Origin of the sequence: Pseudarthrobacter sp. NamE2 (genome assembly GCF_005796205.1) — a bacterium.
GTDB lineage: Bacteria > Actinomycetota > Actinomycetes > Actinomycetales > Micrococcaceae > Arthrobacter.
The window spans coordinates 101,677-123,702 of the sequence record NZ_VAHN01000004.1; the positions used below are offsets into that span (position 1 = coordinate 101,677).

The 22,026-nt window shown below is 66.2% G+C and carries 20 protein-coding genes; 16 read left to right on the top strand and 4 right to left on the bottom strand.

Annotation, left to right across the window (positions count from 1 at the left end; all coding sequences use genetic code 11):
- Positions 1 to 4: 4 nt before the first annotated feature.
- The 6 genes from FDW83_RS06755 to FDW83_RS06780 all read left to right on the top strand — a co-directional run bounded on the left by FDW83_RS06755 (position 5) and on the right by FDW83_RS06780 (position 7,054).
- Positions 5 to 2,041 carry a bifunctional aldolase/short-chain dehydrogenase gene (locus FDW83_RS06755; protein ID WP_138136867.1) on the top strand — a complete coding sequence of 679 codons (2,037 nt, stop codon included), beginning with the start codon at positions 5 to 7 and terminating at the stop codon, positions 2,039 to 2,041.
- Entirely contained in the window at positions 2,038 to 3,555 is a 1,518-nt protein-coding gene (locus FDW83_RS06760; RefSeq protein ID WP_138136868.1) for a rhamnulokinase family protein, read from the top strand. The genes FDW83_RS06755 and FDW83_RS06760 overlap by 4 nt, the downstream gene beginning before the upstream one ends.
- A gap of 202 nt (positions 3,556 to 3,757) precedes the next feature.
- Positions 3,758 to 5,083 carry a glycoside-pentoside-hexuronide (GPH):cation symporter gene (locus FDW83_RS06765; RefSeq protein WP_138136869.1) on the top strand — a complete coding sequence of 442 codons (1,326 nt, stop codon included), beginning with the start codon at positions 3,758 to 3,760 and terminating at the stop codon, positions 5,081 to 5,083.
- A gap of 230 nt (positions 5,084 to 5,313) precedes the next feature.
- On the top strand, positions 5,314 to 6,423 hold the full coding sequence (locus FDW83_RS06770) for a 3-deoxy-7-phosphoheptulonate synthase (RefSeq protein ID WP_138136870.1): 1,110 nt from the start codon (positions 5,314 to 5,316) through the stop codon (positions 6,421 to 6,423).
- 141 nt (positions 6,424 to 6,564) lie between these two features.
- Complete coding sequence (locus tag FDW83_RS06775) at positions 6,565 to 6,774, top strand: helix-turn-helix domain-containing protein (RefSeq protein WP_138136871.1); 210 nt, start codon at positions 6,565 to 6,567, stop codon at positions 6,772 to 6,774.
- A 181-nt stretch (positions 6,775 to 6,955) separates the two neighbouring features.
- A complete protein-coding gene (locus FDW83_RS06780; RefSeq protein WP_003792170.1) occupies positions 6,956 to 7,054 on the top strand; it encodes a 30S ribosomal protein bS22 in 99 nt (32 codons plus the stop codon).
- Positions 7,055 to 7,177: 123 nt separating this feature from the next.
- Here the strand turns inward: FDW83_RS06780 and FDW83_RS06785 are convergent, their stop codons facing one another.
- Entirely contained in the window at positions 7,178 to 7,996 is an 819-nt protein-coding gene (locus FDW83_RS06785) for an HAD family phosphatase (protein ID WP_138136872.1), read from the bottom strand.
- A gap of 76 nt (positions 7,997 to 8,072) precedes the next feature.
- Here FDW83_RS06785 and FDW83_RS06790 point away from each other — a divergent pair, with 76 nt between their 5' ends.
- Positions 8,073 to 8,327 carry a glutaredoxin family protein gene (locus FDW83_RS06790; RefSeq protein WP_138136873.1) on the top strand — a complete coding sequence of 85 codons (255 nt, stop codon included), beginning with the start codon at positions 8,073 to 8,075 and terminating at the stop codon, positions 8,325 to 8,327.
- 95 nt (positions 8,328 to 8,422) lie between these two features.
- Positions 8,423 to 9,127: a redox-sensing transcriptional repressor Rex gene (locus tag FDW83_RS06795; RefSeq protein ID WP_138136874.1), complete on the top strand. Its 705-nt coding sequence runs from the start codon at positions 8,423 to 8,425 to the stop codon at positions 9,125 to 9,127.
- A 53-nt stretch (positions 9,128 to 9,180) separates the two neighbouring features.
- Here the strand turns inward: FDW83_RS06795 and FDW83_RS06800 are convergent, their stop codons facing one another.
- The 3 genes from FDW83_RS06800 to FDW83_RS06810 all read right to left on the bottom strand — a co-directional run bounded on the left by FDW83_RS06800 (position 9,181) and on the right by FDW83_RS06810 (position 11,247).
- Positions 9,181 to 10,020, bottom strand: coding sequence for a hypothetical protein (locus FDW83_RS06800; protein ID WP_138136875.1), 840 nt, complete (start codon positions 10,018 to 10,020; stop codon positions 9,181 to 9,183).
- A 109-nt stretch (positions 10,021 to 10,129) separates the two neighbouring features.
- Positions 10,130 to 10,597 (bottom strand): hypothetical protein, encoded by a 468-nt coding sequence (locus tag FDW83_RS06805; protein ID WP_138136876.1) that lies wholly within the window; start codon positions 10,595 to 10,597, stop codon positions 10,130 to 10,132.
- Between the two features lie 101 nt (positions 10,598 to 10,698).
- Positions 10,699 to 11,247, bottom strand: coding sequence for a YceI family protein (locus FDW83_RS06810; protein ID WP_138136877.1), 549 nt, complete (start codon positions 11,245 to 11,247; stop codon positions 10,699 to 10,701).
- A 213-nt stretch (positions 11,248 to 11,460) separates the two neighbouring features.
- On the opposite strand from FDW83_RS06810, the gene FDW83_RS06815 reads away from it, so the two are divergent.
- The 8 genes from FDW83_RS06815 (at position 11,461) to FDW83_RS06855 (ending at position 21,974) form a co-directional block, all read left to right on the top strand.
- Positions 11,461 to 12,159, top strand: a complete 699-nt coding sequence (locus FDW83_RS06815) for a histidine phosphatase family protein (RefSeq protein ID WP_138136878.1) — start codon at positions 11,461 to 11,463, stop codon at positions 12,157 to 12,159.
- A gap of 101 nt (positions 12,160 to 12,260) precedes the next feature.
- Positions 12,261 to 12,800, top strand: coding sequence for a TlpA disulfide reductase family protein (locus FDW83_RS06820; protein WP_138137101.1), 540 nt, complete (start codon positions 12,261 to 12,263; stop codon positions 12,798 to 12,800).
- 12 nt (positions 12,801 to 12,812) lie between these two features.
- Positions 12,813 to 13,568 (top strand): cytochrome c biogenesis CcdA family protein, encoded by a 756-nt coding sequence (locus FDW83_RS06825; protein WP_138136879.1) that lies wholly within the window; start codon positions 12,813 to 12,815, stop codon positions 13,566 to 13,568.
- On the top strand, positions 13,568 to 15,268 hold the full coding sequence (locus FDW83_RS06830; RefSeq protein ID WP_138136880.1) for a cytochrome c biogenesis protein ResB: 1,701 nt from the start codon (positions 13,568 to 13,570) through the stop codon (positions 15,266 to 15,268). Before FDW83_RS06825 ends, FDW83_RS06830 begins: the two co-directional genes overlap by 1 nt.
- Positions 15,268 to 16,359 carry a c-type cytochrome biogenesis protein CcsB gene (gene ccsB / locus FDW83_RS06835; RefSeq protein ID WP_138136881.1) on the top strand — a complete coding sequence of 364 codons (1,092 nt, stop codon included), beginning with the start codon at positions 15,268 to 15,270 and terminating at the stop codon, positions 16,357 to 16,359. Before FDW83_RS06830 ends, ccsB begins: the two co-directional genes overlap by 1 nt.
- 153 nt (positions 16,360 to 16,512) lie before the next feature.
- On the top strand, positions 16,513 to 18,528 hold the full coding sequence (locus FDW83_RS06840) for an Hsp70 family protein (protein ID WP_138136882.1): 2,016 nt from the start codon (positions 16,513 to 16,515) through the stop codon (positions 18,526 to 18,528).
- Position 18,529: 1 nt separating this feature from the next.
- Complete coding sequence (locus FDW83_RS06845; protein WP_138136883.1) at positions 18,530 to 20,602, top strand: LuxR C-terminal-related transcriptional regulator; 2,073 nt, start codon at positions 18,530 to 18,532, stop codon at positions 20,600 to 20,602.
- Positions 20,603 to 20,771: 169 nt separating this feature from the next.
- Positions 20,772 to 21,974, top strand: a complete 1,203-nt coding sequence (locus FDW83_RS06855; RefSeq protein ID WP_171027471.1) for an IniB N-terminal domain-containing protein — start codon at positions 20,772 to 20,774, stop codon at positions 21,972 to 21,974.
- Positions 21,975 to 22,026: the final 52 nt, after the last annotated feature.

Consider the following 22,026-nt stretch of genomic DNA (forward strand, 5'->3'; position numbering starts at 1 on the left):
AGCTATGACGAACAAGACTGTTGAAGACCTGATTTCCCGTTCCAACCGCCTGGGCGCGGACAAGCGGAACACCAACTTCGCCGGCGGCAACACGTCCGCGAAGGGCACCGAGAAGGACCCGGTGACCGGTGAGGACGTGCAGCTGCTGTGGGTCAAGGGCTCCGGCGGGGACCTGGGCACCCTGAAGGCGGAAAACCTGGCCGTCCTGCGGCTGGACCGGCTCAACGCCCTGAAGAAAGCCTACCCGGGCGTGGAGCGTGAAGACGAGATGGTGGCCGCGTTCGATTACTGCCTGCACGGCAAGGGCGGCGCCGCCCCCTCGATCGATACGGCCATGCACGGGCTGGTGGACGCCGCGCACGTGGACCATCTGCACCCGGATTCGGGAATCGCGATCGCGACGGCGGTGGACGGCGAGGCGCTGACCACGAAGATCTTCGGCAACAAGGTGGTCTGGGTTCCCTGGCGCCGTCCCGGGTTCCAGCTGGGCCTTGACATCGCCGCGATCAAGGAAGCCAACCCGCAGGCCGTCGGCACCATCCTGGGCGGCCACGGCATCACCGCCTGGGGCGTCACCAGCGAAGAAGCCGAGCAGAACTCGCTCTGGATCATCGACCAGGCCGAAAAGTACATCAAGGAAAACGGCAAGGCCGAGCCGTTCGGCGCCAAGCTGACCGGTTACGGCGCCCTGCCGGAAGCCGAACGCCGCGCCAAGGCCGCCGCCCTGGCACCGGTGATCCGCGGCCTGGCCTCCACGGACAAGCCGCAGCTGGGGCACTTCAGCGATGACGCCGTCGTCCTTGAATTCCTGGAAGCCGCCGGGCACCCGCGCCTGGGCGCCCTGGGCACCTCCTGCCCGGACCACTTCCTGCGCACCAAGGTCAAGCCACTCATCCTGGACCTGCCCGCCGACGCCTCAATCGAGGACTCCATCGCCCGGCTGCACGAGCTGCACGCCGACTACCGCAAGGACTACCAGGCCTACTACGACCGCCATGCGGACGAAAACAGCCCGGCTTTGCGCGGCGCCGACCCCGCAATCGTGCTGGTCCCCGGTGTTGGCATGTTCTCCTTCGGCAAGGACAAGCAGACCGCCCGCGTCGCCGGCGAGTTCTACATCAATGCCATCAACGTGATGCGCGGCGCCGAGGCCATCTCGACCTACTCGCCCATCGAGGAATCCGAAAAGTTCCGGATCGAGTACTGGGCCCTGGAGGAAGCCAAGCTGGCCCGCATGCCCAAGCCCAAGTCCCACGCCACCCGCATCGCGCTGGTCACCGGAGCGGCGTCGGGAATCGGCAAGGCCATCGCCACCCGCCTCGCCGCGGAAGGCGCCTGCGTGGTCATCGCCGACCTGAACCTCGAAAACGCGCAGAACGTGGCCGAGGAACTCGGCGGCTCCGACGTCGCCATCGGTGTCCAGGCCGACGTCACTGACGAAGCCCAGGTTGCAGCGGCCATCGACGCCGCCGTGCTGGCCTTCGGCGGCGTGGACCTGGTGGTCAACAACGCAGGCCTGTCCATTTCCAAGCCGCTGCTGGAGACCACCGAAAAGGACTGGGACCTGCAGCACAACGTTATGGCCAAGGGCTCGTTCCTGGTGGCCAAGGCCGCCGCCAGGGTGATGATTGCCCAGGGCATGGGCGGGGACATCATCTACATCTCCTCGAAGAACTCCGTGTTCGCCGGCCCGAACAACATCGCCTACTCCGCCACCAAGGCAGACCAGGCCCACCAGGTCCGACTGCTCGCGGCCGAGCTGGGTGAGCACGGCATCCGGGTCAACGGCATCAACCCCGACGGCGTGGTCCGCGGCTCCGGTATCTTCGCCGGCGGCTGGGGCGCCAAGCGGGCCGCGGTGTACGGCGTAGAAGAGGAGAAGCTGGGCGAGTACTACGCGCAACGCACTTTGCTCAAGCGCGAAGTCCTGCCTGAGCACGTGGCCAACGCCGCCGCGGTGCTCACCAGCAACGAACTGTCCCACACCACCGGCCTGCACATCCCCGTGGACGCTGGCGTGGCCGCCGCCTTCATGCGATGAGCAGCACAGCACGCAACGGCAAATCCGCTCCGGCTCCGGCCGGGGCGGATTCCGCCGCTGTCCCTGGTGTGTTTGCCGCGGTCGATATCGGCGCTTCCTCCGGCCGGGTCATTTTGGGCCGGGTTGCGGAAGGCTGCGTGCAGCTCGAGGTGGTGCACCGCTTCCCGAACGGCGTGGTGGAGATCGACGGCGGCCTCCGCTGGAACTTCGACGCCCTCTTCGCGGAGGTGCTTGAGGGGCTTCGAACCGCAGCCACGGTCGCGGCCGTCCAGGGCGAGACCATCGCCAGCATCGGCATCGACACCTGGGCCGTGGACTACGGCCTGGTGGATGCGGACGGAAAACTCATCGCCCAGCCGTTCAGCTACCGCGATGGCCGCAGCAGCGCCGCCGTCGACCCCGTCCACCAAAAGCTGGATCCGGCCCGCCTTTACGCAACCACGGGCCTGCAGTTCCTGCAGTTCAACACCATCTACCAGCTTGCCACTGAGGAAAACCTGGACGGGCTCCAGGCGCTGCTGATCCCGGACCTGATCGCGTTCCTCCTCACCGGGGTCCGCCGAACCGAGGCCACCAACGCCTCCACCACGGGGCTGTTCGATGCCGTGGCGGGGGAGTGGGCCACCGAATTCCTGGCCGCACTGGGCCTGGGCACAGACCTGTTTCCGCCGCTGATCCAGCCGGGCGAAAGCGTGGGCATGCTCCTGCCGGAGATCGCCGCCCAGGTGGGTCTGCGGCAGGACACCAAGGTGGTGGCCGTAGGCTCGCACGACACCGCCTCCGCCGTAGCCGCCGTTCCCGCCCAGGAAGAGGACTTCGCGTACATCTCCTCCGGCACGTGGTCCCTGGTGGGACTTGAGCTCAGACACCCGGTCCTCACAGAGGCAAGCCGTGACGCGAACTTCACCAACGAACGCGGCGTGGACGGCACCATCCGCTACCTGCGCAACATGGGCGGGCTTTGGCTACTGAGCGAATGCCAGCGGACCTGGGCAGCCCAAGGCTTCCAGCCGGAACTCCCTGCCCTGTTGCAGTCAGCCGCCGCGCTGCCGCCGGGCGGACCCCGGATCAACCCGGATGATCCCTGCTTCATCGCCCCGGACCACATGCCGGCGCGGATCCTCGCAGCCGCCCAGGCTGCGGGCGATGTCCTGCCGGATGATCCGGCCGCCATCACCCGGTGCATCATGGACAGCCTCGCCGCCGGATATGCCCGGACCCTGGCTGATGCCGAGCGCCTGGCCGGCCGCGCCGTGGACGTGGTGCACGTGGTGGGCGGCGGTTCGCAGAACACCCTGCTTTGCCAGCTCACGGCGGACGTCACGGGCCGTCCGGTTGTTGCCGGACCGGTGGAAGCCACGGCACTCGGCAATCTCCTCATCCAGGCCCGGGCAGCCGGAGCGCTGGCGGGCGGACTGCCTGAACTTCGCAAAATCATCAGCGCGGGAACCAGCCTGCGCCGTTACGAGCCCGCCGACCGGACTGCACCTACCTATTCCGCTTCCAGGGATTGAACATGTGAACATCTACGGCTCCAAGGCGCCCGGAATTCCGGTTCCGGCGTGGCCAAGGGGATCGAGGTCTACAGGTTCAACAACCATGAGGGCGGCCAGGAGCGCCACTGAATCAGGCAGCTGCTGTTTCTGCGCAAGATTTTGGGGTAAGTTCCTCCTGAAGGCTTGAGAAAACGGTTTCCGAGCCGCGGGACAAGGAACCATGAAGAAACTCAGCAGGACGAGCATCGCTGCCTACGGCGCCGGTGATGCGGCGAACAGCATGATCATCAGCACCGCCAACATGTTCCTGCTGGTCTATTACACGGACGTGGCAGGGATCGGGGCGGCAGCGGCCGGGACACTGCTGGTGGCGGCTCGGGTCTTCAACGCCTTCGCCGATGTTGCCGCCGGTCGCATCGTGGACCGGGTGGACGGCAGGCGCTGGGGCAAGTTCCGCCCGTTCCTGATGTTCGGGTTCATTCCGCTGCTGCTGAATGCGGCGGTGTTCCATGTGCCGGATGTGGAGCCGGGCCTGAAGCTGCTGTATGCCTACTGCACCTATGGCCTTGTGTGCCTTGCGTACAGCGTGGTCAACGTCCCCTACGGCTGCCTGGTGGGAGCCATGACCCAGGAGCCAAGGGAGCGGGCCCGGCTCGCCGGTGCCCGGACCATCGGCGGCCTCTCGGTCGGTGCAACCCTGGGCTTCGTGGTCGCACCGCTGTTGGGATCCGGCGGGAACATGCAGCAGATCTTTACCATCATGACCCTGGTCTTCGCGGTGGTGGGGTCCGGGCTCTACCTGTTTACCGGCGTCGCCTGCCGCGAGCAGATCGGCGGCAGCATTCCCAAAATCACCCTGCGCCAGAGCGCGGACGCGCTGAAGGTCAACTCGCCGCTCGTGGTGCTCTGCGCCAGTTCGGTGCTGTTTGTGACGGGTGCCAGCGCCACTGGCGCCGCGCAGTTCTTCTACCTCCGCGACGTCCTCTCCCGCGTGGATCTTTTCCCCGTCATGGCGGCGACACAGGTGGCAATCACCCTCTTACTCGCCGTCGTGATGCCGCGCATTGTGGGGAGGTGGGGCAAGAAGGCCATCTATACGGCAGGCGGCTGTGCCGGGGGCGCCGGCGGGCTCATCGTCTTCCTTGCTCCGGCAGACGCGCCGTGGCTGGCCGTGGCCGGAATTGTCCTGGCGCAGCTGTCCTCCGCATCGGTGGGCATTGTCACCTGGGCGCTGATCGCGGACACCGTGGAGTACGGCGAATGGAAGACCGGCGTCCGGGTCCAGGGCATCAACTACGCGCTGCTGGCCGCAACGCGGAAGCTGGGTATGGGCTTCGGCGGGGGAGTGGTCGCCTTCTCCCTGGCCTGGGGCGGCTATTCGTCAGTGCTTTCGGAGCAGGCGGATCCTGCCCTGCTGGCCATCCGGGCCGCCGCCGGCCTGCTGCCCGCCGCGCTGGTGTTTGCCGGCGCCGGCATCATGTACTGGTACCGCCTCACGGACGAGAAACATGCGGAGCTGGTGGCCGGACTCCAGGGATCCCGCTAGCAATATGGCGGACATAATTTTGCACCTCGGCGTGCCGGGGTTATGGTCTTTTCCATGACTAACCGTTGGTATGCGTATTTTTCGTTGGCTCTGGAGGGGCCCGCGTCTAACTGACACGCATCCAACTACCTTCAGAGCCAACAGGGGCAGGGATCATTCTCTGCCCTTCGCCGTTTCTCCGGCGGGTTCTGAACCGGGCCCGCTTCCCATCTGGAACAGGACCCGAAACCATGAGCACCGCAACAGCATCAGCAGCAAAATCCACCTCGAACCTGCGCGTCAGCGAATTCACCGCGCTGCCCTCCCCGTCCGACCTCATCGCGGAACTGCCGCTTGACGCAAAGGTGGCAGACGTCGTCGAACGCGGACGCGATGAAGTCCGCGCGGTCATGGACGGAGTGGACAACCGCCTCCTGGTCATCGTGGGTCCCTGCTCCATCCACGATCCCAAGGCAGGGCTGGAATACGCCCGCCGGCTGGTCGGCCAGGCCGGGAAGCACAAGGAAGACCTGCTGGTGGTCATGCGGACCTACTTCGAGAAGCCCCGCACTACCGTTGGCTGGAAGGGCCTGATCAACGATCCCCGGCTGGACGGCAGCCACGACATGGTGACCGGCCTCCGGACCGCACGGCACTTCCTGCAGCAGGTCACCGCCCTTGGCCTGCCTGCCGCCACGGAATTCCTCGAACCCATCAGCCCGCAGTACATGGCAGACCTCATCTCCTGGGGAGCCATCGGCGCCCGCACTACGGAGAGCCAGATCCACCGGCAGCTGGCGTCCGGGCTGTCCATGCCCATCGGCTTCAAGAACGGGACCGACGGCGACCTGCAGGTGGCCATCGACGCGTGCCGTGCTTCCGCGGCAGCCCAGGCGTTCCTGGGCATCGACGGCGACGGCCGCGCCGCCCTGGTAGCCACGGCCGGCAACCCGGACACCCACGTCATCCTCCGCGGCGGACGCAAGGGACCCAACTACGGCCCTGCCGACGTCGAGGCTGCCTCCGCAAAGCTGGCAGGCAAGGGCCTTAACCCCCGCCTGATCGTGGACGCCAGCCATGCCAACAGCGGCAAGAGCCACCACCGGCAGGCCGAGGTGGCTCTGGAGATCGGCGCCCAGCTCGAGGACGGCGGTTCCTCAGCCCAGGCGATTGCCGGCGTCATGCTGGAAAGCTTCCTGGTGGGCGGGGCCCAGAACCTGGACGTCGCCGACCACGCCGCCGGACGGGGCGATCTTGTGTACGGCCAGAGCGTGACGGACGCCTGCATGGAATGGGATGTTACCGTCTCGGTACTGGACCAGCTGGCGGCGTCTGCCAGGAAGCGCCGGGCGGCGAAATAGGGGAGCGCACTACTTTCACTTCCGCCACAGGAACATCTAGAGTATCTAGGTAGGTGGTTGGTGGATGGCTCAGCATCGGAACACCGCATTGGCATGTACCTGGGGTCACTGTTGTCCATCCGTCAGCAAAGGAATAGGGAAATGTCGGAACAGAACTTCTCCAACGCGAAGTTCCTAACCGTGGCTGAAGTAGCCCAGGTCATGCGTGTCTCGAAGATGACGGTGTACCGCCTGGTCCACTCCGGGGATATGCCCGCAGTGCGCTTCGGCCGCTCCTACCGGGTTCCGGAGGCCGCTGTTGAGCAGTACCTGAAGGGCGCAGTGGTGGAGGGCCACACCGAAACCGCCTGATCCGGTTCCGCTGCCATGGCCGGCGGGAAGCTCCTGCTGGTCAGAGCCCCTCCCCGGAGGCGGTACCCTGTTAAGGAACGTTTTACGCCATTGTAAGAATCTGTCAGTTGTTCAGTTCGTAGCTTCGTCCACGGACGAATTCCAGCAGACAGGTACTGCATCTAGTTTGTAAGGAACTTTCGTGGGTTCAGTTATCAAGAAGCGTCGCAAGCGTATGGCCAAGAAGAAGCACCGCAAGCTGCTTCGCAAGACCCGTCACCAGCGCCGCAACAAGAAGTAGAACTACTTCGCAGAGCGTGGAAAAGCCCGTCGCCTTCCGAGGCGGCGGGCTTTTTTGTGTTTCCCGCCCAACTGGGTAGCAGTAAGTGTCGTTATGGGCGCTCAAAACGACATCTGCTGCTACCTAGATTCGCGGGCCGCGGATCCGGGCGAAGCCCTTCCAGAGACCGTAGACGGCACCGCCCGCGGTGGCTGCCTTCAGCCCGAACGTTGCCGCCCGCCGGCCTGCCCGGAAGTCGTACACCGGCCAGTTGTGGTCGCGGGAGTGGCGGCGCAGCCGGGCGTCCGGGTTGATGGCCACCGGATGGCCCACCAGGGACAGGAGCGGGATGTCGTTGTAGGAATCGCTGTAGGCCCAGCACCGCTTCAGGTCCAGGCCCTCCTGCTCGGCGATGCCCTGGACTGCCACGGCCTTGGCGGAGCCGTGCAGGATGTCGCCCACCAGCCGGCCGGTGTATATGCCCTCGGAAATTTCGCCCACCGTCCCCAGCGCTCCGGTAAGCCCCAGCCGGGTGGAGATCACCGTGGCCACCTCGATGGGCGTCGCCGTCACCAGCCACACGCGCCGGCCCACCCGCAGATGCTGCTTGGCCAGGGCCTTGGCGCCGGGCCAGATCCGCGAGGCGATCATCTCGTCATACACTTCTTCGCCCAGGGCCTTGATGTCATCCACCAGGATGCCCGCGGCGAGGGTCAGGGCGGAGTCGCGGATAGCATGGACGTCGGAAAGGTTCTCGCCCCGCGCCAGGAACTTGAACTGCTTCCAGGCGAAGCTGGCCGCCTGGGCGATGGTGAAGGCGCCGCGCTGGTGCATCTTGCGGGCCACGTGGAAAAGGCTGGCACCGCGCATGAGGGTGTTGTCCACGTCGAAGAAGGCAGCCTCGGCAGGTTGCGGCGCAGCAACCGGCTTGGTGACAACTGCGACGTACTTCTCCTCGGGCATGGACTCGAGTCTAGTCAATGCGCCCGCCGTAAGCCGTCGGCGTGCCCGGCACCCCGAACGGGGCTACGGTTAACCCATGGCCACACCCCGCGTCGTCCTTCTCACCAAAGCGAACTGCCACCTTTGCGGGGAGGCGCGCGACGCCGTCGCCCGGGTTACTGCCGCACTCGGCCTTGAGTGGGTGGAGGAGTCGGTGGACAACCAGCCTGAACTTCGTGAGCGCTACGCCGAAGAAATCCCGGTGGTGCTGGTGGACGGGGTGCAACGGGATTTTTGGAAGATCGACGAAACCCGGCTGGCGCGCGTCCTCCAGCGGGCGATGGCCCAGTAGCCCGGGTTGCGGTTTGTTGTTGATGGCACCTGCTTTGTTGGCACCGGCGGCAGGGATCTAGAGTGGAGTCACAACGCGACTCAAGGGAGGGGCTGGTGACTTCGCTGGACTCAACTCCCCAGGCTGTCCCGGACCTGCCGGACGCCGCGGGCACCCCGGCCAAACAGATCCCGCCCGCAGCGGTGGCCCGCCTGACGCTCTATCTCCGCGCCCTGAACACCCTGCTGGCCGACGGCGTGGAGCGTGTTTCCTCCGAATCCCTCGCGGAAGCCTCAGGCGTCAGCTCCTCCACGCTGCGCAAGGACCTTTCCCACGTGGGTTCCTACGGCACACGGGGCGTGGGCTACGAGGTGCAGTACCTGAGCCGGCATATCGCCGCTGCGCTGGGCCTGACGCATGACTGGAAAGTGGCGATTGTCGGTGCCGGCAACCTGGGCAAGGCCCTGGCCCGGTACGGCGGATTCGAGTCCCGCGGGTTCGACGTCGTGGCCATCTTCGACGCCGACCAGATGGTGGTGGGCAATGAGGTGGGCTGGCTGCGGGTCAGCGACGTGGCGGACCTTGAAACAGTCCTGCACCGCACCGGGGCCAACATGGTGGTCCTGGCGCTGCCCGCAGCGGTGGCCCAGGAGGTCTGCGACCGCGTGGTGGCGGCCGGCGTCCACAGCGTGCTCAGCTTCGCCCCCGTGATGCTCCAGGTCCCGGAAGGGGTCAACCTCCGCAAGGTGGACATGGCTACCGAACTCCAGATCCTGGCTTACCACGCACAGCGGGCGCAGGCCCCGGGACAGACTGCCTAACGTTCAGGCAGTTCCCCGGAGGCCTGCGCCCGCAGGAGTGGGAAGGCTTGCGCCTACCGGCCGTAAGGGTTTCCCAAGCCGCCGCCGTAAGGGTTGGCGAACGGCTGCTGCTTGCGGAAGTAGGGAGCCGCGGCCGGGAGGTAGAGCAGCACGATGGCGGCGATCCCCAGGAGCGTGCCCAGGGTTCCGATGGTGGGCGGGCCGAACAGGCCGAAGACGGACAGGGCAGCGAACACCGTGCCCAGGATGCGCGCCCAGTTCTTGCCCTTGCGCACGAAGAAGGCCACCAGCAGGTACAGGCCGGCGCCCAGGATGGCGAAAACCACCAGTGTGCCGACAATAACGCCCTTGATGTCCTCGTACGTGACACCGGTTGCGCCGCTGGCCTCCATCTGGTCCTCGAAGGTCTGGCGGAAGATCGGATCATCCAGCTGGCCCAGGCCCGTCAGCAGGGAAGCAACGAAAAGCACGGCGGACGCGATCAGCAGCCAGAAGGAGATGTTCACCAGCTGCGGGACGCCGTTGGCACCCGAGGGCTGCGGCTGGTAGGAGGGATACTGGGCATACGGTGACTGGCCGTAGGAAGACTGGCCAAAAGGCTGCTGCCCGTAGCTGGGAGCCTGGGGCGGGTTCTGTCCGTACTGCGAGCCGAACTGCGGCGGGTTCTGCCCCTGCTGGCCATACTGCGGGGCCGACGGCGGCTGCGCACCATACTGCGGCGGGTTCTGCCCGTACTGCGGCTGGTTCTGCCCGTACTGCGGCTGGTTCTGCCCGTACTGGGGAGCGTTCTGGCCGTAGCGGGGTGCACCGGATTCGCTGGCAGAGCTGCCGGACTGCGAGCTTCCGGAGTCCGGATCATTGGGGACGGGAGGCGGGACTGGAGGAGTACTCATGAGCGGTCCTTACACATGTCGGATTCCAGGGAGGCTGCCGGGAGCCTTTCCTGTGCCTGCCCCCAGCATGGCTTAAGTCCACCGTACCCCCGGGCGGGTGCCTTGTGGGTCATTCCGGCGAGGTATTCCGTCCGGCGTCTGCGGCGAACCATGCCTGCGCTTTGGGCAGCCACATCAGCACTGTTGCGGCCAGGCTGACCAGGAAGGCCACCCAGTTTCCCGTCCCCTGGCCGAGGCCCGCCACCGAGTTGGCGCCAGCCAGGACCAGGGTCACCGCGGCGAGTGCCGTAAGCGCCAGCCTGGCCCACTTCCTGCCCGCCTTCATCTTGACGGCAAGGACCATCTGCGCGGCGCCCACCGCGGCAGCCAGCAGCATCAGGACAACCACGCCGGCCGCTGCCGCCGGTGCCGCGGCAAACAGCACCAGGGACCCCAGCGCTCCAAGCATTCCGCCCAGCACGCCGAACAGGCCGCCCGCAAACCAGATCCAGAATGAAACTTTCACCTCGGTGGGCCGGCCCGCCACGGAAAACAGCGTGCCCGGGAGGCCCTGCCGGGGGCCGGAAGAGTTGCTCATGCCGTTCACTGTAGTGCCGTCGTCGTGCCTTTAAAGGCGGAAACCCCGGCACCGCGCTGGAGAAGCCGGTGCCGGGGTGGCGCTTTAGGGGAGTTGGCTGCTTACGCTGCGGGAGCGATGAAGGCCAGTTCCAGGTTGATGGCCACCTTGTCGCTGACCAGGACGCCGCCGGTCTCGAGGACAGCGTTCCAGGTGAGGCCGAAGTCCTTGCGGCTGATGGTGGTCTCGGCGGAGACGCCGGCGCGGGTGTTGCCAAAGGGGTCAACGGCCACGCCGTTGAACTCGGTTTCGAGGGCGACCGGGCGGGTGACGCCCTTGATGGTAAGGTCGCCGGTCAGCTCGTAGCTGTTGCCCTTGGCCACCAGTCCGTTGCTGACAAAGGAGATCTCGGGGAACTTCTCGACGTCGAAGAAGTCCTCGCCCTTGACGTGGCCGTCGCGGTTGGCGTCCCCGGAGTCGAAGCTGGCGGTGTTGATGGTGGCCGCGATCCTGGAATCGGTCACGTTCTCGGCCAGCTCAAGGGTGGCGGTGGCCTCGGTGAACTGCCCGCGGACCTTGCTGATGCCCGCGTGCCGGACAGTGAAGCTGATCTCGCTGTGGGAGTTGTCCAGGGTCCAGGTGCCGGTGGTGATGTCTGCGGGAAGTGCCATGGTGATGCTCCTTATAGTGGTGTTCCTGATGGTCCTGCTGTTGAACCTTCATCTGTTGAAGCCTCAACTATCTTGCTGCATCCAGTATAAACATGCATTTGCATCTTTTGTTCCCGCCTTCGGAACATTTCTTCAAAAACCGGAGTTCTACTCTTTGTAGAAGCTCATGCAGGAGATTTCTGATCGCAGGCCATTTTTGAGAAACTGGTAAACATGCCCCAAGCCACTGTCCATTTGCTCCGCCATGGCGAGGTCCATAATCCGGACGGCGTCCTGTATGGACGGCTGCCCGAATTCCACCTCTCCGACCTGGGGCGGGAAATGGCCCGGACGCTCGCCGAACACTTCCGGCAGCGTGCGGCCGGCGGTGCCCGCATCACCTACCTGGCGGCGTCCCCGCTCGACCGCGCGCAGGAAACCGCGGCGCCCACCGCCGAGGCTCTCAATCTTCAGATCCACACCGAAGAGCGGATCATCGAGGCCGAAAACTACTTCGAAGGCATGAAGGTCAACAAAGCCGAACTCCGGCGGCCCAAGCACTGGCCGCGGCTGGTCAACCCCCTGCGGCCGTCTTGGGGCGAGCCGTACAAGCAGCAGGCTTCGCGGGTTATGGAAGCTGTCCATGATGCCCGCCTGCGCGCCATTGAACTCGCGGACGGTGAGTACGGGACCGGCGACTACAGTGCCAGCGGGCCCGAAGCCATCCTGGTCAGCCACCAACTTCCCATCTGGGCCACCCGGCTCAGCGCCGAGGGCAAGCCGCTCTGGCATGACCCGCGGAAGCGCGAATGCACCCTTACCTCCATCACGTCCCTGGTGTTCGACGACGACGGCACGCTCGTGCGCGTCAAGTACAGCGAGCCGGCGGCGTCCCTACTTCCCGGTGCGGCCAGCACCCCTGGAGCCCTGTAGTGACCCACAGCAATCCCAGCAAGGCCGGAGGCGGCAAGGGCCCCGTCAGTTCCCGGCGGAGTGTCCTGGCCGCCGGCGGCCTGGCCCTGACGGCACTGACCATGGGGCTTTCCGGCTGTGCGCAGGAGGACGCCCTGGCGCAGCAGGCCCGTGCCGGGGACAACAAGAACTATGTGGCCGGGGACGGTTCCGTCACCGAATTCGCCGCAGCTGACCGCAAGTCCGCCGTCCAGGTCAACGGCACCCTGTTCAACGGCACCGCCGTTTCCCCCGCCGACTTCCAGGGCAAGGTGACTGTCCTTAACTTTTGGTTCGCGGCCTGCGCCCCCTGCCGGGTGGAAGCCCCGATCCTTGAAGAGCTCCACCGGGAGTTCAACGAGCAGGGCGTCCAGTTCTACGGGGTGAACCTGCGGGACGAGAAGGCCACCGCCGAGGCTTTCGAGAAGACCTTCAACGTCACCTACCCCAGCTTTGACGACCAGGACGGCGGCGTCCTGCTCTCCGTATCAGGGCTGGTACCGCCGGGCGCCGTCCCCACCACGCTGGTGCTGGACAAGCAGGGGCGAGTGGCCTCCCGAGTCCTGGGCGAGGTCCAGAAGGGCACCCTGAAAGCCCTGATCACAGCCGCCGTGGCAGAGTAGCGCGGGGCGCCCGTGAACAGCCCCTTTGCCGAAGCCATCCTGAACGGCTCGCTGCTGCTGGCCATCCCGGTGGCCCTGCTGGCCGGCCTGGTCTCCTTCCTCTCACCCTGCGTCCTGCCCCTCGTGCCCGGGTACCTGGGCTACGTCACCGGCTTGAGCGGCGTGGACCTGCAGAAGCAGAAGCGCGGCCGGATGCTGGCCGGCATCGGCCTGTTCGTCCTGGGCTTTTCGGTGATCTTCGTTCTGCTGGGCGGCGCCTTCGGGCAGCTTGGCACACTGGTCACGGGTTCGCAGAACGCCTGGATCACCCAGCTGCTGGGCATCCTGGTGATCCTCATGGGCGTAGTGTTCATGGGCGGTTTCAGCTGGCTCCAGCGGGATGCGAAGATCCACGCCAAGCCGCCCGCCGGCCTGTGGGGCGCGCCGCTGCTGGGCCTGACCTTCGGGCTGGGCTGGGCGCCCTGCATCGGCCCCACCTACTCCGCTGTCCAGCTGCTCAGCCTGTCCGGCGGGTCCTCAGCGGCCAAGGGAGCGTTCCTGGCGTTCGTCTACAGCCTGGGCCTGGGCATCCCGTTCCTGCTGATCGCCCTGGCCCTGCGCCGGGGCATGGGCGTAATGGCCTTCTTCCGGAAGCACCGCCTGGCCATCCAGCGCACCGGTGGCGGCATCCTGGTGGTCCTGGGCCTGCTGATGGCCAGCGGTGTATGGGGAACCTGGGTGACCGGGCTGCAGTACTGGTTCCAAACCGACGTTAAGTTGCCGATCTGATGAGCGAGCGTGTGAAGGTAAAGAAGAAGACGTCCGAGGCCGCGGCCGGCGCCAAGGTGTCGGAGGCGAAGTCGGATGCAGCGCTGCCGGCTTTGGGTCCCAAGGAAATGCTGCGCTGGGCGTGGACCCAGCTGACCAGCATGCGGACCGCGCTGTTCCTGCTCCTGCTTCTTGCGGTGGCCGCGGTCCCCGGTTCGCTCTTCCCGCAGCGCCCGGCGAATCCTGCCGTGGTGACCCAGTACATCAAGGACAACCCGGACTACGGCGAGCTGCTGGACGCCCTGCAGCTCTACGACGTGTACTCATCCGCCTGGTTCTCCGCCATCTACCTCCTGCTGTTCATCTCCCTGATCGGCTGCGTGGTGCCCCGCGCCATCGCCCACTACAAGGCGATGCGCTCCCAGCCGCCGCGCACACCCAAACGGCTGTCCCGGCTTCCCGAATACGGCACGCTGGTGATTCCCGCCGACGCCGGGATCCCGGCGTCGGAGGTCATCCACAGTGCCGCGGGGGTGCTGAGGAAGCGCGGTTACCGCGTTGAGGTCAGGGACGACGACGGGGCGCGGCCGTCTTTGGGCGCTGAGCGCGGGTTCCTCAAGGAAGTGGGCAACCTCGTCTTCCACACGTCCCTGATCGGCGTCCTGATCTCAGTCGCTGTTGGCGGGCTGTTCGGCTACAGCGGCCAGCGCATCCTGGTAGAGGGCGACACCTTCGTCAACACCCTGGTGGGCTACGACCAGTTCAACCCGGGCACGAACTTCCAGTCCAGCCGCCTGCAGCCGTATTCAGTCCAGCTGGACAAGTTCGACATCACGTTCGACCGCGAATCCGAGGGCAAGTTCGGCCAGCCGATCGACTTCGCGGCCACCGTCACCACCAGGGAAACCCCGGATTCTCCCGCCAAGCAGGAGATCCTGAAGGTCAACGACCCCGTCAGCCTGGGCGGCACCAGCATCTACCTCACCGGCAACGGCTACGCCCCCGTGGTGACCATCCGCGACGGCGCCGGCAACATCGCCATGCAGGGACCCGTGGTGGCGAAACTCCAGGGGGACAACTACTACTCCTCCGTGGTCATCAAGGTGCCCGACGCCAGCCCGGACCAGCTGGGCTTCGCAGGGTTCTTCCTGCCCACAGCGTTCGTCACGGATGAAGGCGTGTCCTTCAGCGGGGACCCGGAGCTCTTCAATCCGCAGCTAAGCCTCAACTCCTACTACGGAGACCTCGGGCTGGACGACGGCGCACCGCAGAACGTCTTCGAACTGGACGTGGAAAACCTCACGCCCCTGAATGCCCGGAACCTCGACGCCGGCGGCATCACCCTGGCGCCCGGGTCCTCCTACACGCTGCCGGACGGCAAGGGCACCATCAGCTTCGACGGCGTCAAGCGGTACATCGGCGTGGACATCCACCACAACCCCGGCCAGCTGTACGCCCTGATCTTCGCCCTCCTGGCCGTCGCGGGCCTCATTCTCTCCCTCTACGTCAACCGCCGCCGGGCCTGGGTGCGCACCGGCACCCACGAGGACGGCCGGACCATGGTGGAGTACGGACTCCTGGCCCGCGGCGAGGACCACCGCCTGGCCGCCGAGGCCGCCAGCATCCGGAAGCTGCTGTCCGGGCAGTGGAAGCTTCCCCAGGACGTACCCGCAGAACCCTCCACCACAGCAGGCCCTGCCGGGGCCGAAAAGGACCAGTAATGCCGTTCGGAATCAACGAAACCATGGGCCAGTACAGCGAGCTGTTCATGCTGCTCGCCGCCGGCACCTACACGGTGGCCTTCATCGCCTTCGCCTGGGACCTTGCCAGGAGCAGCAAGGCACTGCGTGCCATCGACCTCAAAGCCGCGCAGGCCGAAGAAGCCGCGACGGTTCCGGTGGCAGCCGGGGCCGGGGCGGAATCCGCAACCTTCCGCCCGGGCGGGGAACGCCTTGCCGGCCCGGCGGACCGGGCCGAGCGGCCGTCGTCGTCCGTAGCAGCAGGCGGCGGGGGAGTCATCACCGCCGACGCCGACATGAAGTACGCTGCCGAGCGCCGCGCTCCCGCGCGGGTTGCCGTGGCCCTGACCATCCTGGGAGCGCTGATCCACGGCGCGGGCGTGGTCACCCGTGCCCTGGGGGCAGGGCGCGTGCCGTGGGGCAACATGTACGAGTTCCTCACCACCGGCGCGTTCGTGGCCGTAGCCGTGTTCCTCCTTGTCCTGGTACGCCGTGACCTGCGGTTCCTGGGTACCTTCGTGGTGGGCCTGGTGATCATCATGCTGGTGGCCGCCTCCGTGGCGTACTGGACCCCCGTGGGCCACCTGGTTCCGGCCCTGCAGAGCTACTGGCTGATCATCCACGTCTCCATTGCCGTGCTCTCGTCCGCGCTGTTCACGCTGACGTTCGCCATGTCCGCCCTGCAACTTGTCCAATCCCGCCGCCAGAAAGCCGTGGCTGCGGGCGGCGCGGACAAGCTGGGATTCATGCGCCTGGTGCCGTCCGCCCTCAGCCTGGAGAATCTGTCCTACCGCATCAACGCGATTGCCTTCATCGGCTGGACGTTCACGCTGATGTTCGGTGCGATCTGGGCGGAGAAGGCCTGGGGACGGTTCTGGGGCTGGGACACCAAGGAAGTGTGGACCTTCGTCATCTGGGTGGTTTACGCAGGCTACCTCCATGCCCGCGCCACCAGGGGCTGGACCGGCAACAGGGCAGCCTGGCTCTCGATCGTCGGCTACCTGTGCGTCATCTTCAACTTCACGATCGTCAACCAGTTCTTCAACGGACTCCATTCCTACTCGGGCCTCTGAACAGGGGTTTCTTTGGAACAACAGCGACACATTGGGTAAATAACAAATCGATGTAGCAACGGGGGTGTTCCGGGCCCTCCCGTGATGCTACGTTGGTGACGTTCGCCCGTGATGAAGCTTGCAGGCGAAACGCTAGTTTTTCCTGAGGTATCCATGAGCTACGTTCTGGCCATTGATGTCGGGACCAGTTTCACCGCGGCCGCTGTTGTCCGTTTCAACCCAGGAGTTACACCAATACCGGAGACCCTTCCGTTGGGCCTTCGCGGCTCAGCCGTACCCTCCGTGGTGTACTACCCGGAGGAGGGCTCCGTCCTGGTGGGGGAGGCCGCGGAACGCCGCGGCCTTGATTCTCCTTCACGGGTGGTGCGTGAATTCAAACGCCGGGTCGGGGACGCCGTACCCATCGCCGTGGGCATCCTGTCCCTTCCCCCCGAGGAAGTCTTCGCCACCATGGCCCGCTGGGTGGTGGACCGGGCCGCCGAGCGCGAGGGCGAACCGCCGTCGAACGTCATCCTGACCCACCCTGCCGCGTGGGGTACCCACCGCACCACGGTGGTCAGGGATGCCCTGGCCGCCAGAGGTCTTGGGGACGTGACGCTCCTGACCGAACCGGAAGCCGCCGCGCTGCACTACGCCTCGCAGGTGCGGGTGGAGGACGGCAGCATAGTTGCCGTCTACGATCTCGGCGGCGGGACCTTCGACACCGCCGTCCTGCGCAAGGCCGGCAGCACGCGTTTTGAGCCGCTGGGCCGTCCTGAGGGCATTGAAGACCTCGGCGGAGCGGACTTCGATGCTGCCGTCTTCCGCTACGTGGCCAACAACACCGGTGGCGCGGTGGCCGGGTTGGACCCGGAAGAGCCCGGAGTGCTCGCCGCGTTGGCCAGGTTGCGGCGTGAGTGCGTGGAAGCCAAAGAAGCTCTCTCGTCGGACAGCGAGGCCAGCATTTCGGTGCTCCTGCCCGGCGTCCAGCAGCAGGTCCGTCTGGTCCGCTCCGAATTCGAGGCGCTGATCGAGGAATCCGTGCGGGACACCGTGGATGCCTTGGAACAGTCACTGGCAGAGCTGGAGCTGGAACCGGCCGATCTTTCCGCGGTGCTGCTGATAGGCGGGTCCTCCCGGATCCCCCTGGTGGCACAGCTGATCTCGGAGCAGCTGGACCGGCCCATCGCTGTGGACGCGGACCCCAAGTCCTCGATCTGCCTCGGTGCTGCCATGTCCGCGGTGCTCGCGCAGGCCGCCGCGGCTGAAGCGGCCGCGGCGGCCGGCAAGGACGCGGAGCAAACCGCAACATCCGTCGTCGTACCTGCCGGGCCCGGCGATGCCGCACACGCTCCGGCGCGGCCCGCCAGCTGGTCACGGAAAGGTCCGACGGCGGCGGCCGCGGCTGCCCACGGACACCACGGCGGTGCGCATGCGCCGAAACCGACGGTGCGGCTGACCGCGATTGCTGCCGCTGCGGCCCTGGTGACCGTCCTTACCGCAACCGCGGCCCAGGGGCCGGAAGGCTTCAGCAACCTGACTGCCATGTTCGTGCCGCAGGCCGGAGCCGCTCCTGAATCCAACAAGGCTGGCGGCGGTTCCGGCGGAGCGGCAACGGCAGGCGACGCCGCGGCACCGCTGGCAGGCATCGAAGCAGGGCTGGAAAAGGCTGCCTCCTCCGAGAAAGCGGGACTGGACGTGGAAGCCTCACCCACCAGCCGGCCGTCGGCCACCGCCGAGACTAGCCCAACCGGTGAGTCCTCGACGGGCAGTGCCTCAGCGGCCGATCCCGGAACGGGCGCTGCGGCGCCAGGCACGTCCCCGGGCACAGCCCCAGGCACCCTGTCCGGTGCCGGGGGTACGACGGCGCCAGGCGCCACTGATCCGACCGGCACCCCAACGACGGCGCCGGGGACGGTCGATCCTACGACGCCCGGCACGACCGGCCCCGTGCCGACTGATCCGGCCACGGGCGCTCCGCCCGTTACTGAGCAGCCGCCTGTTACCGGGGAGCCGCAATCACCCGCAACCTCGGACCCGCCACCGCCGGTGACCTCTGAGCCTCCTGTCACTGAAGAGCCGCCGCCACCGGCAGTAACAGAGGACCCGGTTCCGGTGACAGAACCGGAACCGACAACGTCAGAGGCGCCGATGGCGGAAACGTCCGCCCCGGCCGAGCCGGAGGCCTAGGATGACCAGCCATCGCATTGGCGCGGAAACGCCGTCGTACCTGCGCACGGAACTGTCACAGCATGGCCAGCCGCCGCATGCGGCAGAGCTCATGGCAAAGCAGCTCAAGGGCGAGAACGCAGCCGTCCGTGAGTTGCTCCTGGCGCTGTCGGTGGGCTTTATGCTGCCCGGACCATTGCCTGCCGACCTGGAGCGGAAGATCGACGGCGGCGAGGTGGAAAGCCTCGACGCTCTCGTGCACAAGGCTGAATCTTCCGGCCTGCTGACCCCTGACGGAACCGTGGTGGGACCGGCGCAGCATGCGTTGCTTACCGTTGCCCCAACAGCAAAGGTCCATGCGCTGCAGCGCGAACTCGTGTCCGTCTATGCCGCCAACCGCCAGCCTCTGGGCGACTTCGCCCGGGAACTGGCGCGCGGCGGCCTGTCCGATCCGCGGGTGGCATCGGAGCTGGAGCATGCGGCCAACAAGGCCCTGGAGCATGATCCTGGCTTGGCCTGCCAGCTTTACGACGAAGCCCTGCTGGCCGGCGCGGATGAGCTGTCCACTGCCGCGCGGCGCGCCCAGGCGGCGGCCGCGGACGGCGACCTGGACACTGCCACCCGCATCGTCGACACCCTCCTGGTGGCGGATAATCCGCCGGACGTCCGCCGCGGGGTTGATGTAGCCGCGGCTGTCTGGGCACAACGGGACATGCTGGCCCGCGGGGCAGACGTCTACAGCTGGTTGGGCGCGTCCCGGCTCGGCCCGTCGGCGCCGCTTGCTGCCATAGCCCTGGTGGGCTCCGGCAACCGTGCGGGTGCGGAGGCCTTGTTCTCCGCGGACGCACCTCCGGCATCGCCTACCCTTGTGGCCACCACACTAGCCCTGACGGGCAGGGGCATCATGGAAACACTGACGGCAGACCCGGACCAGGGACTGCCGCGGCTGATCCACGCTTCGGACATGTTCAACGCAGCGGGGGCGGCGTTGCCCATGCCGGAAACGCCGGCCGCGCTCGCCGCGCTGGTGGCGTTGCACAGCGGTGAGCCGCATACAGCGGAAACCGTCTGCCGTTCCGCTGCCGCTGCCGGCCAGGGGGGGAACGCTGCCAAGCCCCGGCTCTTCCTGTTGCAGGCATGGTCCGCCATGATGCAGGACAAGCTCGAAGATGCACGGCTCGCCATCAACGAAGCCACCAAGACGAACCACTGGCCTTTGGTACCGCGGGATGAGTTCCTGTGTTCGGCGCTGGAAGTGGGCCTCGCGAGGCGCAACGGCGATGTGCCGGAGCTGATCAAGGCGTGGGAACGGGCGCGGGAAGCGATGCTGCACGCCACCGTGGACCTCTACAGCCTGCTGCCCTGGGGTGAACTGATGATCGCCGCCGCACGTTTGCGCGAAAGCCGGCGGGTGGCGCATTACGTCGATGAGGCGAACCAGCTGCTGGGCCGCTTGGGTGATCCGCCGCTCTGGGCGGTGCCGTTCCACTGGGCAGCAGTCCAGGCCGCCCTGCTCAGCGAAAGCCCCGCGGACCTGGCACCCCACGCCACGGCCCTGGCGCGGGCCGCGAACCACAGCCACCTGGCCGCAGTGCTGGCCACCGCCGGAAAGACCTGGGTGTCAGTGCTGGCGGACAAGTTCCGGCCTGCGGACGTAGAGATGGCCGCCCGGAGCCTTGGCAGGGTGGGAATGCCATGGGAGGGTGCCCGGCTTGCCGGCCATGCCGCGGCCAAGACCGAGGAGCGCAAGGACATGGTGCGCCTGTTGTCCTGCGCCCGGGACCTGCATCCGCAGTCAAGTTCGGCGGGCAACGGCTCATCGGGTTCGGCTGAACCGCGGCCTGTTCCTTCCTCCGATCAGGGCAACGGCATGCACCCGGACGGATCGGGACTCAGCGAACGCGAAAAGGAAGTGGCCCGGCTGGTCCTCGAAGGCAAGACCTACCGCGAGATCGGCGAAGCGATTTACATCTCGCCACGCACCGCCGAGCACCACATTGCCCGGATGCGCCGCCGGCTGGGGGCGGAAAACCGGTCCGACCTGCTGGCACGGCTGCGTCTTGCCCTGAACAGCGACAACACTCCTCAGGAGTAAGCCCCTAATCCCCCTAACAAGGGGGCCGGCGGTTCCCCGGCGGGGGATCCACCGGTAGGGGGAAACCGCCCGATGCCCGGCTCTCAGCCCGGCCCATACGTTTGATTCAAGCCCGGCAACGCCGTCGGGCCCCAACCGCAAAACTCATAGAAATGCAGGGGACCATCACATGACACTCGCAAACGATCTCGTCCAGTTCCTGATGCACCTCTTCGGAGACCGCCAGGCCGCCAAGGATTTCCTGGACGACCCGGAAAAGGTTCTGGAAGACCACGGCCTTGGCAAGGTGTGCTCCGCAGATGTTGACGCCGCCATGCCGGTTGTGCTGGATTACGCACCTGTCACCATCAACGCCTCCCGCTTCGACCGTGAGTACAACACCGGCGGCAACGATGCCCGCACTGACCACAACGACGGCGGCGGCAACGCCGGTGGCGGCAACGCCGGTGGCGGCAACCATGGCGGCGGCGGACACCACGGCGGCGGCCACGGCGGCGGCCACGGCCACGGCGGCGGACACCACGACGACGACCACGCACACGCAGTCCAGCAGCTGCACCACGTGGTGAACAACTACTCCTACACCTCCACGGTGGATGACCGGGACACCATTGTTGACCAGTCCGTCAACCAGAACATCTGGGCCGACGGCGACGTTGAGCAGTGGTTCGACAACGACTCCGTCGTTGCCTCCGGTGACCGCGCCATCGCCGCAGGCGACGACGCCTACGTCAAGGACTCCAACAACATCGAGGACTCCTACAACACGGACAACTCCACCGACAACTCCACCGACAACTCCGTTACCGCCGGCCGCGACGCCAACATCGGCAACGAAGAGACGAACATCGACGACTCCTTCAACACGGACGTGGACGTGGACGCCGACATCGACGACTCGTTCAACGAGGACTCGCAGAACGACAACTCGGACCACTCCGACAACTCCACGAACATCGATATTCGGGATTCCGGCAACGACAACTCCATCGACGACTCGTTCAACGATGAGACCGATAACTCGATCAACGACTCGTTCAACGATGAGACCGATAACTCGATCAACGACTCGTTCAACACCGAGGTGGACTTCGACAACGTCGGTAACACGGACAACTCGATCAACGACTCCGGCAACACCGACCTTGAGGTGGACATCGAGGATTCGTTCCAGGACAACTCCACTGAAACGAACACCAACATCGAGGACAACATCGTTGTCGCTGACAATGAAGTCGAGTACACGAACGTCGAGGACAACATTGTTGTCGCTGACAATGAACTGACCTACACGGAGGACAACTCCGTCAACACTGATGTTGACGTCGACGTAGACGACGTTGCCATCGCCGGCGACGACGCTAGCGCATAGTCCCGACAGGGAAGCCCGGCAGGAGGTCCTCCTGCCGGGCTCTTTCCCATCC

Bases quoted from the DNA above. Each gene is read 5' to 3' on its own strand.
- FDW83_RS06830 (WP_138136880.1), top strand. From the start codon at position 13,568: ATGAGCGAGCGTGTGAAGGTAAAGAAGAAGACGTCCGAGGCCGCGGCC.
- FDW83_RS06845 (WP_138136883.1), top strand. From the start codon at position 18,530: ATGACCAGCCATCGCATTGGCGCGGAAACGCCGTCGTACCTGCGCACG.
- FDW83_RS06765 (WP_138136869.1), top strand. From the start codon at position 3,758: ATGAAGAAACTCAGCAGGACGAGCATCGCTGCCTACGGCGCCGGTGAT.
- ccsB (WP_138136881.1), top strand. From the start codon at position 15,268: ATGCCGTTCGGAATCAACGAAACCATGGGCCAGTACAGCGAGCTGTTC.
- FDW83_RS06760 (WP_138136868.1), top strand. From the start codon at position 2,038: ATGAGCAGCACAGCACGCAACGGCAAATCCGCTCCGGCTCCGGCCGGG.
- FDW83_RS06810 (WP_138136877.1), bottom strand. From the start codon at position 11,247: ATGGCACTTCCCGCAGACATCACCACCGGCACCTGGACCCTGGACAAC.
- FDW83_RS06805 (WP_138136876.1), bottom strand. From the start codon at position 10,597: ATGAGCAACTCTTCCGGCCCCCGGCAGGGCCTCCCGGGCACGCTGTTT.
- FDW83_RS06855 (WP_171027471.1), top strand. From the start codon at position 20,772: ATGACACTCGCAAACGATCTCGTCCAGTTCCTGATGCACCTCTTCGGA.
- FDW83_RS06785 (WP_138136872.1), bottom strand. From the start codon at position 7,996: ATGCCCGAGGAGAAGTACGTCGCAGTTGTCACCAAGCCGGTTGCTGCG.
- FDW83_RS06790 (WP_138136873.1), top strand. From the start codon at position 8,073: ATGGCCACACCCCGCGTCGTCCTTCTCACCAAAGCGAACTGCCACCTT.
- FDW83_RS06775 (WP_138136871.1), top strand. From the start codon at position 6,565: ATGTCGGAACAGAACTTCTCCAACGCGAAGTTCCTAACCGTGGCTGAA.
- FDW83_RS06815 (WP_138136878.1), top strand. From the start codon at position 11,461: ATGCCCCAAGCCACTGTCCATTTGCTCCGCCATGGCGAGGTCCATAAT.
- FDW83_RS06840 (WP_138136882.1), top strand. From the start codon at position 16,513: ATGAGCTACGTTCTGGCCATTGATGTCGGGACCAGTTTCACCGCGGCC.
- FDW83_RS06755 (WP_138136867.1), top strand. From the start codon at position 5: ATGACGAACAAGACTGTTGAAGACCTGATTTCCCGTTCCAACCGCCTG.
- FDW83_RS06770 (WP_138136870.1), top strand. From the start codon at position 5,314: ATGAGCACCGCAACAGCATCAGCAGCAAAATCCACCTCGAACCTGCGC.
- FDW83_RS06800 (WP_138136875.1), bottom strand. From the start codon at position 10,020: ATGAGTACTCCTCCAGTCCCGCCTCCCGTCCCCAATGATCCGGACTCC.
- FDW83_RS06820 (WP_138137101.1), top strand. From the start codon at position 12,261: ATGGGGCTTTCCGGCTGTGCGCAGGAGGACGCCCTGGCGCAGCAGGCC.